The organism is Streptomyces sp. NBC_01591, assembly GCF_035918155.1.
Classification (GTDB): Bacteria; Actinomycetota; Actinomycetes; order Streptomycetales; family Streptomycetaceae; genus Streptomyces.
The window spans coordinates 3300566-3315281 of sequence record NZ_CP109327.1 but is presented as its reverse complement, the minus strand read 5'-3'; the positions used below and the strand labels follow the sequence as shown (position 1 = coordinate 3315281).

At 64.4% G+C, this 14716-nt stretch carries 19 protein-coding genes; 9 read left to right on the top strand and 10 right to left on the bottom strand.

Features of this window, described 5'->3' with window-relative positions; all coding sequences use genetic code 11:
* From OG978_RS15405 to OG978_RS15385, 5 genes are all read right to left on the bottom strand, one after another.
* A complete protein-coding gene (locus tag OG978_RS15405) occupies positions 1–480 on the bottom strand; it encodes a hypothetical protein (protein WP_326765783.1) in 480 nt (159 codons plus the stop codon).
* A gap of 244 nt (positions 481–724) precedes the next feature.
* Positions 725–928, bottom strand: coding sequence for a DUF397 domain-containing protein (locus OG978_RS15400; protein WP_326765782.1), 204 nt, complete (start codon positions 926–928; stop codon positions 725–727).
* Between the two features lie 9 nt (positions 929–937).
* Entirely contained in the window at positions 938–1783 is an 846-nt protein-coding gene (locus OG978_RS15395) for a helix-turn-helix domain-containing protein (protein ID WP_326765781.1), read from the bottom strand.
* Between the two features lie 7 nt (positions 1784–1790).
* Positions 1791–2315, bottom strand: coding sequence for a DUF6879 family protein (locus OG978_RS15390; protein WP_326765780.1), 525 nt, complete (start codon positions 2313–2315; stop codon positions 1791–1793).
* Positions 2287–2694, bottom strand: coding sequence for a hypothetical protein (locus tag OG978_RS15385; RefSeq protein ID WP_326765779.1), 408 nt, complete (start codon positions 2692–2694; stop codon positions 2287–2289). The genes OG978_RS15390 and OG978_RS15385 overlap by 29 nt, the downstream gene beginning before the upstream one ends.
* 599 nt (positions 2695–3293) lie before the next feature.
* Between OG978_RS15385 and OG978_RS15380 the strand changes: the two genes are divergently transcribed.
* From OG978_RS15380 to OG978_RS15365, 4 genes are all read left to right on the top strand, one after another.
* On the top strand, positions 3294–3533 hold the full coding sequence (locus OG978_RS15380) for a DUF397 domain-containing protein (protein WP_326765778.1): 240 nt from the start codon (positions 3294–3296) through the stop codon (positions 3531–3533).
* A 219-nt stretch (positions 3534–3752) separates the two neighbouring features.
* Entirely contained in the window at positions 3753–4118 is a 366-nt protein-coding gene (locus OG978_RS15375; RefSeq protein WP_326765777.1) for a hypothetical protein, read from the top strand.
* A 19-nt stretch (positions 4119–4137) separates the two neighbouring features.
* Positions 4138–5043 carry a JmjC domain-containing protein gene (locus OG978_RS15370; RefSeq protein WP_326765776.1) on the top strand — a complete coding sequence of 302 codons (906 nt, stop codon included), beginning with the start codon at positions 4138–4140 and terminating at the stop codon, positions 5041–5043.
* Between the two features lie 137 nt (positions 5044–5180).
* The gene (locus OG978_RS15365) at positions 5181–5333 is read left to right on the top strand and encodes a hypothetical protein (protein ID WP_442817693.1); all 153 of its coding nucleotides are present in this window, start codon (positions 5181–5183) and stop codon (positions 5331–5333) included.
* A gap of 31 nt (positions 5334–5364) precedes the next feature.
* Here the strand turns inward: OG978_RS15365 and OG978_RS15360 are convergent, their stop codons facing one another.
* The 3 genes from OG978_RS15360 to OG978_RS15350 are packed head-to-tail and all read right to left on the bottom strand — an operon-like array spanning position 5365 to position 6607.
* On the bottom strand, positions 5365–5550 hold the full coding sequence (locus OG978_RS15360; RefSeq protein WP_326765775.1) for a DUF397 domain-containing protein: 186 nt from the start codon (positions 5548–5550) through the stop codon (positions 5365–5367).
* Positions 5547–5762: a DUF397 domain-containing protein gene (locus tag OG978_RS15355; protein WP_326765774.1), complete on the bottom strand. Its 216-nt coding sequence runs from the start codon at positions 5760–5762 to the stop codon at positions 5547–5549. The genes OG978_RS15360 and OG978_RS15355 overlap by 4 nt, the downstream gene beginning before the upstream one ends.
* Positions 5762–6607 (bottom strand): helix-turn-helix domain-containing protein, encoded by an 846-nt coding sequence (locus OG978_RS15350; protein ID WP_326765773.1) that lies wholly within the window; start codon positions 6605–6607, stop codon positions 5762–5764. The genes OG978_RS15355 and OG978_RS15350 overlap by 1 nt, the downstream gene beginning before the upstream one ends.
* Before the next feature lie 215 nt (positions 6608–6822).
* Between OG978_RS15350 and OG978_RS15345 the strand changes: the two genes are divergently transcribed.
* Positions 6823–7452: an ATP-binding protein gene (locus OG978_RS15345; protein WP_326765772.1), complete on the top strand. Its 630-nt coding sequence runs from the start codon at positions 6823–6825 to the stop codon at positions 7450–7452.
* A 22-nt stretch (positions 7453–7474) separates the two neighbouring features.
* Here OG978_RS15345 and OG978_RS15340 read toward each other — a convergent pair whose 3' ends face one another.
* A complete protein-coding gene (locus OG978_RS15340) occupies positions 7475–8155 on the bottom strand; it encodes a hypothetical protein (RefSeq protein WP_326765771.1) in 681 nt (226 codons plus the stop codon).
* Positions 8156–8502: 347 nt separating this feature from the next.
* Between OG978_RS15340 and OG978_RS15335 the strand changes: the two genes are divergently transcribed.
* From OG978_RS15335 to OG978_RS48290, 4 genes are all read left to right on the top strand, one after another.
* Positions 8503–9186 carry a hypothetical protein gene (locus OG978_RS15335; protein ID WP_326765770.1) on the top strand — a complete coding sequence of 228 codons (684 nt, stop codon included), beginning with the start codon at positions 8503–8505 and terminating at the stop codon, positions 9184–9186.
* Between the two features lie 85 nt (positions 9187–9271).
* Positions 9272–10696 (top strand): transcriptional regulator, encoded by a 1425-nt coding sequence (locus OG978_RS15330; protein WP_326765769.1) that lies wholly within the window; start codon positions 9272–9274, stop codon positions 10694–10696.
* A gap of 5 nt (positions 10697–10701) precedes the next feature.
* A complete protein-coding gene (locus OG978_RS15325; RefSeq protein WP_326770039.1) occupies positions 10702–12525 on the top strand; it encodes a DEAD/DEAH box helicase in 1824 nt (607 codons plus the stop codon).
* Complete coding sequence (locus OG978_RS48290) at positions 12506–13267, top strand: protein NO VEIN domain-containing protein (RefSeq protein ID WP_442817692.1); 762 nt, start codon at positions 12506–12508, stop codon at positions 13265–13267. The genes OG978_RS15325 and OG978_RS48290 overlap by 20 nt, the downstream gene beginning before the upstream one ends.
* Here OG978_RS48290 and OG978_RS15320 read toward each other — a convergent pair.
* Positions 13156–14253 (bottom strand): DNA cytosine methyltransferase, encoded by a 1098-nt coding sequence (locus OG978_RS15320; protein ID WP_326765768.1) that lies wholly within the window; start codon positions 14251–14253, stop codon positions 13156–13158. The two genes, OG978_RS48290 and OG978_RS15320, sit on opposite strands and share 112 nt — an antisense overlap.
* Positions 14254–14716 lie beyond the last annotated feature (463 nt).

Sequence of the window (14716 nt, the reverse complement as noted above, 5' to 3'; positions counted from 1 at the left end):
CTACCGCGCCCTCTCCAGGACGTATGTGTTGCGGTTGTCGGGGTCGCTGAAGAAGAAGTACAGAGCCAGCCCTTCCTCGCGTCGCTCCAGCTCCAGGGTCCAGGTGTACGAGTCCGGAGCGGGCTCCCTGGAGTCGTCGCCGAGGACCGTCTCGTCCGCCGCACCCGCCGGCTCGCGCCATGCCGACGACGTGCGCCGAGTCACGCTCAAAGACACGTGCTGACCGTCGCTCCAGCCCATGGGCCGGTCGGTCAGCTCCCACGTCCCGGTGCCGGACATCCGCCATTGCTCGTCGAAGTCGAAGTCCCGCCCATCGAGTTGCCTCACAACAGCCGTACCGTCCGCCCGCATGGTGACCTCCGTGCCATCGATGCACTGCCAGGTCCCGACGATCTCCGCAGCCGAGACCCCGGTGACGGCCGGCACATCCGCGTACTGCCCGGGCACACACCCGAACAACGGCAGCAGAACAAGCAACAAGGCGCCCAGCCCGCCCGATACGCCACGACGACTACTGCCTACCCCTCCCGTGCCGAACCCTGCGCTCATGCCCGCCCCCACCCATCTGCCGCCGCGTTTGCGGGCGGACGGCGATCATCCTCGTACCGAGGGAGTGGGGAGTGTGTCGCGGGGTGCTCAAGTTGGAGAACTGACGTCTGCTCCACTGCCCGTTCGCTTGCTGCGGTGAGCTCGGTTCGCAGAGATCAATACGACACCGGCGGCTCTACTGGTTGAGGGCTAAGGAGAAGCCGTGACTCTTGCTGAATTCCACGAAGACGGACCAGGATCCCGGTGGAATGTGCAGAATTGCCCGCTCCCGGTTCTTGCTGTCCCGGACCATGACCGCGGCGGGTTGGTTGTCGGAAACCTCGACGCAGTTGTCATGGCTGGTGTACGTACTGGTGCGCCAATTCGGTGCTTCGGGCATGCGCGCCCCTTAATATCGGTCGAAGTGTTGGATCGCGGTGAGGATCAGCTCCCTCGCCGCCCTTCCGTAAACGGCTGACTGCTTCAATGAGGCAAAGGCCTTGGCATAGAGCTCAACCTCCCGAGGCTGGGTCACCGAGAACTCGGCAGAATAGGTCTCGACGAGAACGAGTTTGTTGTCGAACATCGAGAACGAATTGCCAGGCCAGATGCTCAGAGGTGAAGACCGCGGCACCAGGCCCAGACTCAGCCGCGGAAGGCCCATCACTGCGAGAAGCCGGTCGAGTTGCCCCTTCATTACCTCAGGGCCACCGAAATTTGAGTAGAGAGCTTGCTCGGCGAGCAGTACGTTGAAGATCCGGTTGCCTTGGGTGAGATATCGCTGTCGCTCCAGCCTCTTGGCCGTGGCAGCCTCGGAATCATCTGGGATTCCGTAGAACTCTACGACCTGTTTGAACGTTTCCGCAGCGTACTCCGCTGTCTGAAGCGTCCCCCAAATGAGAGTGGGGTGCCAGATGCGAAATAGTTTGGTTCTGGCGTAGACCGGCAGAGCTTTGCTCTGGCGCTTCTCAGCTCCGGGGGAGAGTTGTCGGCGCCATTCCAGCCACAGCTCGTCGATATGTCGGACAGTGGCGATCAAGTCGGGGGCCTGGTCCTGAGTGTTGGTCTTTTCGCACCAGATGCGAATGTCGTCTTCACTGGCGGCCTGTCGGCCGAGCTCGATGCGGGAGACCTTGGATTCCTGCCACCCAGTGGCATGGGCGAATGCCCGGCCGCTTGCGAACCCTGCATCCTTGCGGGTCGAGCGAAGCCGGGCACCCAGCGCCTCGCGTGCTTCCTGTGCGTTGGTGCTCACCGATGAGTCAGGGCTTGTACTCGGTGTGCGGGGTGGCTACGGACCAGAGCAGATCCCGCAGTCGAACACATTCGCCCACGATGTCGCGATCCTCGATGATCTCCGATCCCAGAACTCGACCCTCCGGGTCGAAGTGACCGACTGCGAGCAGGCGGTCGTCGTACAGCCACCAGTCATTGCCCGCTACGGGGTACGAGACGCCTTCCGGTACCAGGTGCCGAGGTAGCCAGCGGATGTCTTCGCCGGCCTCGATGTTGAGGTGGGTCAGCGAATTCTCCCATTCGACGTATCGGGAGTGCGGTTCCGTGACCACCCGGACCCGGCGCACGGTCTTGCCCTCGACAGTCACCCGCTGCATGAGCGTCTTCCACGGGGCGAGCCACGAGTAGTCGTCGGAATCGCCCCTCTGCCATCGTGCATAGGGCGTGTCTTCGATCGGCGATCCGTAGTCGTCCCTCAGTTCCAGATGGAATGCGTCGCGCTCGAAGCTTTTGAACAGCTCGTCACGCTGGGCGCTGGTGATCAGGTCCACTGTTCTCCTTCAGCAGTGCAGTGATCGAGGACGTGGGGACCTCGATGCAGTCCTCGTAGTCAGGCAACCGCATCTGGCCCAAGGCCTCGGCATCTCGCATCTTCGGCCCCTGCACGATGCATGTGCCTTGCTCTGTGATGAGCATGATCGGCGGCTCGAAGGTCTTGATCTCGCCGGACGGCAGGCCGTCTTTGGTCAGGTGCTCGAACAGTTCGGTCGGCACCTCGACCGCGGTATGACCTTCCGGCAAGTCGAGCTTCATCAGCAAGTCTTGGGCGTAGATCTTCCAACCTTGAACGACGTAGCTGTTCTGGTCGCTGGCGTACAGGGTGGGGCTGTCTCCGGGGGTGGAGTTCTTACCGAGGAACCGTAACTTCATGGTTGCTCTCCAGTCCGCTGCCTTGCGCAGGTTTGCGTGACAAGCCGATCGTCGACCAGGCATTTGGGCCCGTCAATCGAGATGCTGCAAACTCTCGCAATCTTCTTGGGAGTTGGTTCCGCCCCGGTCTACGTTCGTCTTCGCATCGTCGTGAGGAACCGACCGCTGACCAGGAGCCATCGATGCAGACCCCTCGCAAGGACCAATTGACGAACGTCGGAGGTACACGCGACCTCGGATTGGGCCACTGGTCCCATCCACTGCTGGGCTGCCTCGTCATCGACCACGCTCACGGCGATCAGATCGGCATACTTCGTGGGCTCGCCCCCGATGTAGCGGAGGCCGACATCGGACCGTCCCGCTCGATTCCGAATACCCCACCCGTGGCGTGGCTCGCCCCGGAGAGGGGCGGAGTGGAGTGGACTACCGATCCCGCTTTCATCGAGGCAGCGGGTCCCGCGGCGAACAGCGCGATCTTACGCACATGAAGGGCCCCACGCGTCTGCAGGCCGGGTGCGGCAGGTGGACGGATGGGGCTCAGCGCACCACGGCGCGGAGAACGACTCTTCGCACACTCCATGCATCGAGAGGACCATTCCATGGCGACGAACCTCTACAGCCTTCCCACAGAGGGCGCCCTGTTCGAGAACTTCTGTGGCGGCAACCTGGGCGGCGAGCACGAATCGTGTGTCGAGGTCGGTGCAATCCCCGGATCGACCTCCGCTTTCACCCTCCGCGACAACAAGCCCGAGGGAGCTGGCATCGAACTGCGATTCACCAAGGCAGAGCTCGACGACTTCGCGGTCGGCTGGGCCAAGAAGCAGGGGCTCGCGCTCTGATTCGGCAGTTTCCCGCGTCGCACCAGTCGGGCTGCTCTGCTTCGGCAGGGCGGCCCGGCACATTCTGGAAGGGCAGAAATGAGCTGGTCAGGACACTGGCACGGGTACGGGCCATGGATCGGGACCGGGGCCGCGTACGCGCAGGAAGGAAACCGTCGGCCCCCGCACCCCAACGGTCCACCGCAGCAGGCCTCGCCGGAGGACAAGGCTGCGTACAGGGTGTTTGAGCGATACCGCGAGGCTGCTGCGGACTTCCAGGCGGGCAGCTTGCCGCCCTTGATGACGGGCCACTGGTTGCTCAAGCGGACCCAGAGCGCGGCCGATCGCACGTGGACCGACGTCGGTATCGCGTTGGCGTGGCTGACGAAGCACTACCAGGAGAACCCTCCGTTTGAGCGCGAGGACGGCAGGCAGGCGTATTGCGGCCTGGAGGAGAAGTTGGAGTATGCCTGTGACGTGCTGCCTCGTGGTGTCGATGTGAGTTGGGTGCACTACACCAAGTCGAAGAGCCTGTTCTCGCTTTCCGCTGTGTGTTGCCCGAACCGCTTCCACCCGGACGTTCCCTGCCCCCTCCCACCTTCGTAGCGCGAGAGGAGACTCCGTCATGTCGCTACGCCTCCTGCTGCCCGAGAACGGTGTCGTCGATCTCTTGACGACTTGGCCCGATGAACCCCGTGTGTACGAGCGTGGGTCGACGGAACTGGATGCCACGGTCACCGCTGAATTCCTCGACGAGTACGTGGAAACCGGCTGCGTACCCGCGAGCGAGATCGCAGTCGTCAAGGCTCCCAATCCGTCGCTGAATCGCGATGCATTCATGCGCAACGGGCGTACTGATGCCGCCAAGCTGCGGCAGCTCCACGACCGGGGCTTCACCATCCGCTTGGGGAACCTTCAGCGAGTCGTGCCGTTCTTGGCACGTGCCTCCCGCCGCATCCAGGAGGAGACGGCGGGCTACTCGAACTACGTCCATGCCTTCCTCACCCCTCCTGGCAACCAGGGATTACGCCACCACTGGGACCAACAGATGGCCGTGATCGTGCAGGTGGCCGGGGTGAAGCGGTGGCAGTTGTGGCGACCTCCGGTGGTTGCCCCCATGCGGGAGTTCAACGAGAGCTGGCGGGTGTGGCGTGATGACTACATCTCGAGATGGGAGGCAGCCGGACCTGACCTGGAGTTTGATCTGAAGGCCGGCCAGTCCCTCATCCTGCCGCGGGGCTGGGTCCATAACCCGAGCGTGGCCGAGTTCGACAAGCGCAGCCTTCACCTGACCTTCGCGATCAGGGAGCGGACCCGGTTGTGGTTGGCCGAGCAGTTGCTCGCCGGAGCCATCAGACAGGAGGAGTTCCGGCACATCGTCCTGCCCGGTGCGATGCACGGCATGGAACTGAATCGGGAACTCGGGCGGGCGCGTTCGGACTTGATGAGATACGTAGCAGGGCTCGACCTTGCCGAGGTCGCGTCGGCAGTGCGCCAGTCAGCCATGACGGAGCTGGAATACACGACGTGAGTGCGTGGACACCGCCCGGACGGCCGGAGCAAGCGCCCGGGGTTCCGCCCGTGGTACCACGGCGCCTGCTCGGCCGCCTTGTTCGCTAGGCTCGATGAGTTGACCGCGGCAGCTTCTGGTGCTTCGACGGCCGCCTCGTGGTCACCGAGGACTGGCCCGCCGAACTGTGGCTGGACGACGCCGACACCACGTACCAGCGGGTGTGGCAGGCCCTGAGCGAATCCGCCGTCTTCGGAGCCGACGCACTACCTGCGATCGCCCAGGCCCGCCGGAGCATCGACGTTCGCTGACGGCGGGCGCTGCGCTCGCTCGGACGCTGGCCTACGAGGCGCGGAGTGAAGCGACGAACCGCTCCCACGCGCTGCGGCGCACGGATATGTGGGGACCACGGGGCTGCTTGGAGTCCCGTACGCCGACCGTCGAGCGCAGGTCCGCGACCTCGACGCACTCGGTGCCGCTGCCACCACTGTGAGTACTCTTCCGCCACTGGAGGGGAGGCGGATTCATCGCACGTCCAACTGCTGATGCCGTACGGCGGTGAGGAACCCGCTCCACGACGCGTTGCTGAACGTCAGCATCGGACCGTCAGGGGCCTTCGAATCGCGGACCGCGGTGGCCTGGGGGAGGCGGGCGGCCTCAACGCACTCAGTCGTGTTCGCTCCGCTGTATGACGACTTGAACCAGGGGAGAGACTCGGGGGAGTGAGGTACCGGAAGCATTACATCTCCTTGCGGACGCGCTCGATCAAGGCCGACGACGCGGCCATGTCCAACGCTTGTGCACGCAGGTAGTCGAACGCAAGTCTGTATCGGTCGAGTTCTTCGTCCTTCTCCATGAAGAGTGGGCCGACATGCAGGTCGACGTACACAACATCCAGGCTCGCTTCGGCCCCGCCCAGGATCACGAAACTGCCCAGGGCTGCGCCGTGAGCGCCCTTGGAGAAGGGGAGGACCTGCAGGGTGATGTGCTGCGAGATGTTGGCTTCGAGCAGGTGGCCCAGCTGATCGCGCATGCTCTCGGGGGATCCGACCACGCGCCGGATCACCGACTCGTCGAGGATCGCCCACAGGTGGGGCGGTTTCGGCCGGTTCAGGATCTCCTGGCGCTTCATGCGGATGTCCACCAGACGCTGGATTTCCTCGGGTGCCAGCCGCATCTCGCTGGCGCCTTGAATCGCCATGCTGTAGTTCCGTGTCTGCAGTAGGCCGGGTACGTAAGTGCTGGAGAAGTGGTCCTCGCGCACGGCGTCGTCTTCGAGCGTCAGCAGGAGATTCATGTCTGCGGGGATGGAGTCGGTGTACGGCCCCCACCAGCCCTGCTGCTTCGCGTCCTTCGCCAGAGCGACCACGGCATTCCGCTCCGCGTCGGTTGCGTTGTACTGCTGGCAGAGTGCGTCGGCGATGGGCCACTTAACGGGCCCTTCCTGCGTCTCATAACGACTGACAGTGGCCTTCGAGATGCCGACGAGCCGGCCGGCCTCCTCCAGGGTCATGCCCTTCCGCGCGCGCAACTTGCGCATCATCGCGCCGAGCTGCCGACGCCGTGTTGTGGTCCTGACGGACATAGAGGGTGGCCTTCCGTTCCGTGTGCGCTGAGGCTCTCCGGCGCCAATCAGGCTATGTCTGCCGCTAGTTCACGCCAGCTGGATTCACCCGATCGATTCTCGTGAGAAGTTTCATGAAGAGACTTCTTGCTGCCATACTCGCAAGCCTGACCACTCAGCGCAGTCGTTTGGATACGACGGGTGCAGGGGCTGATGTGGCGCCGGAAGGAGAGTGCATGTCCGGGCACGACAACAGTTCGCAACTTCGCAGCGTTCTGCCGTTCGAGGCCGAGCCGGCAGCGGTCCGGGACCTTCGGAGAGTCGTCAGAAAGCAGCTCATGGAGTGGAGCTTGTCGGCCCTGGCCGAAGAAGCCGAACTTGTGGTGAGTGAGCTGGCTGCCAACGTGATCAAGCACGTGGGAAGGGGTGTCGCTGCGACCCTGGTGATGGAGGCGGTAGGGGGCCGACTACGGATCGAACTTCATGACAAGAGTTACCGCGTGCCGGTGCTCACCCCGGTCGCCTGCGACGATGAGTGTGGCCGGGGTCTGCACCTGCTGGCCGGCATGGCTGCGGACTGGGGAACGCTGTTGACAGCGACGGGCAAGTCCGTCTGGTGCGAGCTGTCCGCCGACCTGGAGGCGTGCTGCCGCCGGGTGCGGCGTGCTGAAGCTGCCTTGACGGAATACCGGCGCGATGTCGGTGCACCGCCGCTGCTGCGGAGCCGCACTGAACAGATCCTTGAGGAATCTGCCACCGCCCTCATCGCTGACCTCCTGCACTGGGTCGCTGCCCGAGGCGGCGATCCGGACGGCCTGCTGGACCGGGCGCAGATGCACTTCGAGGCGGAGGTGGAAGCTGCCTGACTGTGGGTAGCTGGTGCAAGAGTCAGGAGGATTCCCGGATCGCGGCCATCAGCAGGAACTCGACGTCCTCGTGCCGGCCGGCGTTGTTGAAGGCGGCCGTGATGTTCAAGACGGCTTGCCTGTCGGCGCGTTCGGCGGCGTTGATCAGTATGGTCTCGGCTGCGTCCCTCAAGCCAGCTGAGCGACATGAGGTGACGGCTCTGACGATCTCGTCGGCCGAATACGACGCGCCTGCCCGCCAGAGCAAGAGATCCGCATCGCGGCTCTGGCCGTCAGCCAGGTAGCGGGCCACCTGTCCGGTCTCGCTCCAGGCGAGCTCGGCGGCTTCTGCAGGGTGCCGGTCCCCCTCCGCTCGGGGGACCGGCACCCTCATCCGCTCCTGCAGCACTGAAAGTCCGCGCCGACGAGACCTGTGGCGGAGGCGTAGTGCCCGCCCCGGTGGCAGCTTCCGAACAGCTTGGGAAGCCGGCTGCTCCGCGTCGGCCAGGTCGTCAGCAGGCGGGTACCCGATGCTGCAGCAGTCGCAGTGCCTCTTCTGGGCGTGGCCACGGAGGTTTAGCAAGGCATCCAGCGCGTGCGGGAGTGGTCCTGGTGCGGCGTCCTTCTCTACGACCCCGTAGAAATCCCGGAGGAGAGTCTCTTCGGGGATACGGCCACCGTTGAGGTGGTTCGAGAGCGTCGTGGGTGCCTGGTGCGCATCCACGGCGATTTCCGCCTGGGACCCTTGGGCTGCACTCCCGGACCTCGCGCATCGCCGTTACAAGGGCGCGGTGAGCCGCGCTGATGCCACTCGGCAGCTCTTTCCACTTCTTCGGCTTGGGCGTCACGCGCGGCTTCCGTTCGTCCGATGGTTCGGCGGTGAACAACCAATTGTGTAGGGAACGGCGAGATTTCGGGCTGCGCGGATGTTTTCCATCCCCCCTCGAAACCTCGCAGAGCCTGGCGTGATGGGGCGTCATGCGAGAAGACTGGCAATGCCCGCAAGGGATGCCAGCGGTCTCCTCGTGGCTCTCGCTCGGGCGGCCATATGCCTACATAAGGGGAATGTGAATGACTCTGCCGTCGTGGCAGGACGGAAAGTTCGGCACCATGAAGCGCGCCGCACTGTGGCTGGTTACGGTGGTCGGGGAGGGCAACGTCTTCACCAAGGAGGACGTCAAGAACGCCTTCCCCGGGATCAGTCAGGCCGATCGCCGGGTACGTGACCTGCGCGACTACGGGTGGAAGATCGACACCCACCGGGAAGACGCGCTGCTGGGACAGCACGAACAGCGGTTCGTGGCCCAGGGCCAGCCCGTTTGGGAGCCGGGCAAGGCGACCAAGGCCAGCTCGTCCATCACGGAGACTCAGCGGCGCAAGGTCCTGACCAGCGACGGCAACCGCTGCCGGTCATGCGGAATCACTCCCGGGCAGGTCTACGCCGGCTCGTTCGAATCGGCGCAGATCGACATCGCCCGGCGGAAGGTGAAGCAGCCTGACGGCAGCAGCGCGGTCCAGTTCGTGGCGGAGTGCAACCGCTGTCGTGTGGGTGGCCGCGGCCTGGAGGCAGACTTGGGCGCCGTGATCGAAGGTGTCTCGAAGCTGGGGGGGCTGCAGCGGCAGATGCTCACGGACTGGGTCGCCGCTGACGAGCGTGAATTCGGCGCCGTGGAGCGCCTCTGGGCCGACTTCCGTACGCTGCCGGCGGAGTCCAGGGACAAGGTCCGTGAAGCTCTGGGACTGCCCCCCGCCTGAGCGGCTTCCCCCTGACCGTGGTGGGGTCGTCCCCAGCGGCGACCCCACCGATCTGCATCTTTCGCCAGCCAGAGGAGAACGCACTGTGAGCAAGAACGTCGGAGAGTTCGGGCTGCCTCCGCACGCAGCCAGGAACAAGGATGTCGTAGAGCAGCGTCTCAAAGACGTAGCTGCCGGCACGGGACTTCAGGAAACCCTGACGATCGAGTGGCGCACGAAGCCGCAGGTTGTGCAGGTCATCGACATGCCCGTGGAGTCGCTCTATTACAACCCGGGAACCCACCGGATCCGGGCGCAGCGCAGTTTCGATCCTCAGCAGGACCGCCGGTTGGATGACGACCCGTGGAGCGATGAGAGCCAGGACTACCTTCAGTACCTGCTTCAGGCGGAGCCTTCTGACCCGTCGAAGAGAGACAAGGATTTCGACGAGCTGAAGCAGAGCCTCGAGGACTTCCGGCAGAACGAGCCTGGGTTGATTACCCGCGAGGGAATCCTGGTCAATGGCAACACCCGCGCGGCAGCGCTGCGGGAGCTTGGTGTGCCCGACATCCGGGTCGCCGTGCTCCCCGACTCCTGCACCTGGGCGGACATCAACAAGGTTGAGCTCTCACTTCAGCTGCGTCACGACACTCGCCGACCGTACTCGTACATCAACAGGCTGCTCACCATCGATGAGCAGGTCGAAGCAGGCCGACCGCTGAAGGAGGTCGCGCGCGACTTCCGCATCAGGGAGTCGACGGCAGAGCAGGACCTCTGGGTGCTCGCCTGCCTCCGGGATCTGAGGGACAGGTCTACGACTGAAGATGCCCAGCTTCGGCTGCTGGACTTTGAAGATGCCCAGGAAAAGCTGCGCGAGGTGCATCGCGCCTATGGCAAGGAAGCCAAGGCCGATCCGAAGAAGGCAGAGCTGCTCAAAGAAAACCGCCTGGCTGCGATTGTGATGGACTTCTCCAAGACTGATGTCCGGCTCATTGAAGCTGACTTCCGGACGAGGTACTTGGAGCACCGGCTGCCAGAGGAGCTGAAATCAGCGCCCGTCGAAACGGCCGCGCGAGTCATCCCCGGAATCAACCGGGCGGTGAAGGCCGAGGCGCCGCAGGTGGCCACGGCCCGCGCGTTCACCGACTCGGTCCTGCGGGCGAAGGCCATGGTCCGTGCAGGAGCCAAGGTTTCCCTGGCTCAGTCAGAGAAGGCCGCCTCACTGTTCAAGGAGGCGCACAAGGCGGTGGAGGATGCTCTTGAGCCGGCGGGCAAGGACGCTCGCGTACGCAAGCGGAAGCAGGCGGCACCCGACCGCCTCAACGATGCCTGCCAGGACATCGAGCAGTGCATCACGGACATGGTGCTGGCGAGCGGGTCCCGGAGCCTGGACGAGGAAGCTCTCGATGAGGCCGTTCTCAAGCTGAAGGCCACTCTGAGGAAGCTGGCCCTGGCCACCGCGCAGAGCATTGAAGTGCCTGGTGAAGGTGTCGAGTGGCTGCGTGAAGCTGTGCGACAGGAGCAGCAGTGACTGCGATTGCCGAGGAATCGTCCCTGCAGATTGGCTTCGACGTATCGCGGACTAAGGCCATTCTGCGCACCACTGAGCTGTGCCGCAGTGACCTGAACCGGCTGGCAGCTCGCTTTCCCGGGGGCGGTCTGCGCGGTCGGCTCACTCTGGAGCTGTCTCTGGACGACTTCCTGGTGGGCATCGATGCTCTCGCTGACTGGCCGCATCCAGAGTCGGTTGTCTGGACGGACGAGCTCGGTGAGCTGGTTGGCGAAGTACTTGACGATGCTGACCAGGCTGAACAGAGGCTCCAGACCCCCAGCCAGGCCCCGGCATGGGACGACAGTGTCGTGGAATCGATGCTGGGCTCCGCTTGGCATGCCGACCTGACGAAATTCCAGCGGCGTGACATCACCCGGCTGCTGTCGCTGCAGCACGGTGCCAACTTCAGCGTTCCCGGAGCGGGCAAGACCCGTGTGGGACTGGCTGTATACGCCGCCATGCGGGAGCGTAGCGAGGTCCGCCGTCTGTTGGTCGTGAGTCCTAAGTCCGCCTACGAAGCCTGGCTTTCTGAGAGTGAGCTTTGCTTCAAGCAGCCTCCGCTCACTGCGATCATGGGGAAAAGCCCTGACCCTAGAGCCGAGATCCTGATTGTTAACTACGAGCGCCTCGACAAGTCGCTCGCAGCTCTGGCCTCTTGGCTGCGCGGCGCACCTTCGATGATCATTCTTGACGAAGCGCATCGCATGAAGCTGGGGGCCCGGGGCACATACGGCAGTGCATGCATGGCACTTGGGCCGCTCAGCCGCCGCCGGCTCATTCTGACTGGCACACCGGCTCCGAATGGGGCGCGGGATCTAGAGAACCTGCTGTCCTTTGTCTGGCCGGGCCATGGGCGGCGGGTGGTTACGCAGGCCGTCGCGGGAGGCGACCTTGCGCACGCCAGCTCGGTGCTCCGACCGCTCTTCACACGGACGACGAAGAACGAGCTGGGCCTGCCTCCGTTCGAGACGCGCATCCGGCGCTTGAAGATGCCAGACCTCCATCGTGAGGTGTATGACGCGCTGGTCGGACGCTTCACGGCCAGGGCCGAAGCATCCCGGGCCGACTTTGACGCCCTGGGCAAAGCGATGCTGCGCCTGCTCATGGCGGCCACCAGCCCTGCGCTGCTTGTCGAGGGTGAGAGCCGGTACGAACCGCTCACCTATCAAGTACCGCCGCTGGAAGTCCCCCAGGATGAGTCGCTGTACGCGCTGATGCGGAACTTGCCGCGGCACGAGCTTTCCCCGAAGTACAAGGAAGCGCTGAACATCGTTGCTACCAACGCCGCGTTGGGGCGGAAGACCCTGGTCTGGACGACATTCGTGCGCAGCATCACCACGATGGAGCGCCTGTTCGCGGGGTACGAGCCTGCGGTAGTGCATGGCGGCACGCCTGATCGTGAGGAGCAGATCAGGCGGTTCCGCGAGGATCCCGACTGTCACGTTCTTCTCTCCAACCCGGCCACTCTTGGCGAGGGCATCAGCCTGCACCACGTCTGCCATGACGCTGTCTATGTGGACCGTGACTTCATGGCTGGACGGTTCCTGCAGAGTCTGGACCGGATTCACCGACTCGGTCTCGCTCCGGATACCGAGACGAGAGTCACCGTGCTCGCGGTGGAAGGCACCATCGATGAGGTGGTGGCTATGAGGCTCGAAGAAAAGCTCGAATTCATGGGGCGGATCTTGGATGATCCCTCTGTTCAGCAACTGGCCGATCTTGAAGACGAACCATCTGGAGCCGCAGGCATGGACATGGCTGATGTCCGGGAGTTGCTGAGGCACGTCGATGCCGTCGCTGCCCAGTGAGGCGACGCGCCGAGCGGCGCTTCGCTGGCTGGCAGAGTTACGCGTAGCTGGGGTGTCCCGAGTCCGTACGCTCTTTGCTAGCCATCCCGCCTACGCCGATCTCACGCCGGCGCAATACGCCGAGGGTCTCGCCTGGCTCAGGCGGACGGGAATGGTTACGGCGACGGGACGCCCTGTCGTGGAGATAGACGACAGCGAGTTGAGGGCCTCGGCCGAGGCACCCCGGGTCCAGTGGAGCCGCGCCGTTGAGGAAGCCAGAAGAGCTGTGGGAGCGGCTGGCGAACAGGCGCTCCTTCGGCTGCTGAGGAGAGGTGGCGTGCCGCAGGTCCGGCACGTGGCCGCAGAATCGGACGCCTATGGATACGACATATCTGCAGGTTCTCCTGCGGAGCGCGCGCATCTGGAGGTCAAGTCGACGACGAATCCCACCCGCCTTGTGATTCATCTGACGCGGCATGAGTACGAAGTCATGGCTACTGATACCGATTGGTATCTGGTCGCTGTTCTCGTCGGCAGAGACGGGAGCGCGGTGAACGTGGCCACAGTAATCCGCTCATGGCTCCACTCAGCTGTCCCAGCGGACCGGGACCAGGCCGGGCGCTGGGAGTCGGCCCGGCTTGAGGTTCCGGCCTACGCCATTACTCCAGGGCTTGCCACGGAGACACGGCGGCTTGTGGCGGACGGGCTGCTTCCGAGGCAACCAGTCTGGGCGTTCGGGTCTTCGACGCCGATGACCGTTTGAGACAGAGCGCTGGCGATGCTGCGGCCTACAGCTGCGGCCACCGGTGGTGGGAACGCGTTTCCCACCTGTCGGTAGGCCGCGGTCTTGCGTCCAGTGATTTTCCAGTCCGGAGGGAAGCCTTGGAGCAGCGCCATCTGGGCCACCGTGAGCTTGACGGGGAGGGGAGTGCCAGGAAGGGGCGGGGCGTCTGCGACGCTGGAGCCGTTGACACCCAGCTCTGCCCATGCTTTCCGGGCACGGGACGGGCCGAGGTCGGCTCCTCCGTGCTTGCGGGATCCGCCGCAGAGCGTTGGCGCGATGCGGGTGGCGGCGCCCGCCCATTCATAAGCGAGCTCCCAACCTTGTGAGGCCATGGACTGGTAGAGCACGCTGCCCACTGACGGGGCGGTGTCCGGGCACGCAGTCGGTGTCGGCCAGGCGAACTGCGTAAAAGAAGCGGGCCGCATAGCGACAAGAACCGCCCGTGGGCGCAGCTGCGGAACTCCGAAGTCGCAGGCGCGAAGAAGCTGCCAGTTGGTGGCGTACCCGAGCTCCTTGAGCTGCCGAAGCACGCTTGCGCGGTAGCCGTCGAACTTTGCCTGCAGGATTCCTTTGACGTTCTCAATCAGAACAGCCCTCGGCTTCAGCCATGCGGCGAGCGCCAGCACATCCGGAAAAAGATCTCGTTCATCAGCCGCCCCCAGCTGCTGGCCTGCCAGTGAGAACGGCGGGCACGGCACCCCGGCCGCGAGGAGCGCTACTTCCTGTTCGTTGCCACCTGGCCAGAGCCTGGCAGCGGACAGGCCGCGGACGTTGTCGTGGAGGACGTTCCAGTGCGGGCGATTCGTATGAAGCGTTCGTACTGCGTCGCCGTCCAGCTCAACGAGGGCGGTGTGCTGGAATCCGGCACGCTCTAGCCCCAAGGCCTGCCCCCCGGCGCCGGCGCAGATCTCGATGCATGTGAGGCCTGGGGGCTGCCGGTGGTGACTGTCGCTCGGCGGAATCATCTGGGTGTCCTCTCGCTGCCTTGCCGAAGGCTGTTGTCGTCAAGCGCAGCTTGCCGTCATTTGCCGCTGGCAAGTGACGGCAGCTAACGGGATCACTCAAATCGCTCACCACTCGCACGCGCATTCGAAAGAAGGTGGATGGATCAGGCCGTCGCGGGAGCAGGACCGGCGTAACGCAACGCTTGGCACGCGGGTGCGTGTGGCCTTGTGGCTGCGGGATGAAATTGGTATCGGGGGCGCCTTCTCGAAGGCTGCGCCGCGAGTGGCCATCACCGGGGCTGAGCGGGTGGATCGCCGCATGCGGGATCTACGTCCGGCGGGCTGGGTAATCAAGACGAACCTGGACAGGCCGAGTCTGCAGCCGGACCAGCTGTATCTGGAGGAGCTCGGGGCGCCGGTCTGGGAGCGGGAGCATCGTGCGGCTGGACTCCGCCAGATCAGTGCGAAGACGCGTCGCTATGTG